Raw genomic sequence first — 1,082 nt, forward strand, 5'->3', positions numbered from 1 at the left:
AAGCAAAACCAAACATCACGGCGTCGATAAGTAACATTGCAAAAATTGCTATTGATAAAATTTCATTTAAACTCATTCTGATCTCCTTAAGGCTGTAAAGTCTCGCCGGTGTTCTCAACACCGATGCTCTTGCTAATTTTCGTAATTGGGGGGCGCTGCTCTTGCATTAATGTCTGTAAGCGCTCTGGATAAAAAAAATCTTCTGGACGTAAATCTATCCCATGTTCACGCGCGTAATTTAATAATTGCGCTTGATAAATCGAAGGGAATAATCCATTAGCGCCGCCTTTTTCCTTAGAATAAGTGATACGATAAACAGCGCCTTTACATTTCTGTAAAATGCGTGAAACATTAACAGCACCCCCTAAATATTTTATTATGGTATACGCAGGTTCTTTTTTCATAATGATAAAATTTCATATTTTCTGAATTTTATCAAGATAAAATTTCATATTTTTTTTATTGATTTTTCATTTTATATGAAAGAGCTTGTATTTTATGGAATCAGATCAATTAAAGGTATGGCTTAATACGCAATTGGCTAAAAATGGTCATGGTAGTAAGAAAATGCTAGCCAAGCATTTGGGAGTGTTACCATCTACCTTAACTAGTATGTTAAGTGATTCAGCTACAAACAGATCAATAAAAGCAAGTGAATTAATAGAGATTATTGATTTTTTTGGTGAAATCCCCCCTTTTCTGATCAAAGAATCTGAACAGTTTATTCAATTATATTATCAAGCAAAGCCTGAAGTTCAGAGAGCTGTTTTAACGATTCTTCAGAATTCTTGTTCTTCAAACAAAAAATAATAGCAGCCATCACTTTTTTATCTCCACAATTCCAAAGTTTTTCTAACGTTAACTTATCCATAATTAACCTACATCTTATTTAAATTTCATATTTTCTGAATTTTATTATTGACATTTTTCATAAATGATGAAATATTTTACCTCATATCCTATAAAATAACGGTTGCCAATAGGCTCTATGGAGGTAGTTGTGAACAAACCAGTGCTTATAAATTCTCATGAAATTTTATTAGTTGTCTGTGAAGATGAAGAGCAAAATCTCGCTAAATATG

2 protein-coding genes are annotated in these 1,082 nt (G+C 32.1%); one reads left to right on the top strand and one right to left on the bottom strand.

The genetic code is table 11. The features are described from left to right. Positions 1–86 precede the first annotated feature (86 nt). Positions 87–404 carry a hypothetical protein gene (locus T429_RS0108550; RefSeq protein ID WP_026500982.1) on the bottom strand — a complete coding sequence of 106 codons (318 nt, stop codon included), beginning with the start codon at positions 402–404 and terminating at the stop codon, positions 87–89. 94 nt (positions 405–498) lie between these two features. Here T429_RS0108550 and T429_RS0108555 point away from each other — a divergent pair, with 94 nt between their 5' ends. After that, positions 499–810: a hypothetical protein gene (locus T429_RS0108555; protein WP_005775069.1), complete on the top strand. Its 312-nt coding sequence runs from the start codon at positions 499–501 to the stop codon at positions 808–810. Positions 811–1,082: the final 272 nt, after the last annotated feature.

This window comes from Bartonella elizabethae F9251 = ATCC 49927 (assembly GCF_000518165.1).
Lineage (GTDB): Bacteria > Pseudomonadota > Alphaproteobacteria > Rhizobiales > Rhizobiaceae > Bartonella > Bartonella elizabethae.

What these genes read in the sequence shown, in the direction of transcription:
- T429_RS0108550 (WP_026500982.1), bottom strand. Translation starts at nt 404, where the DNA reads ATGAAAAAAGAACCTGCGTATACCATAATAAAATATTTAGGGGGTGCT.
- T429_RS0108555 (WP_005775069.1), top strand. Translation starts at nt 499, where the DNA reads ATGGAATCAGATCAATTAAAGGTATGGCTTAATACGCAATTGGCTAAA.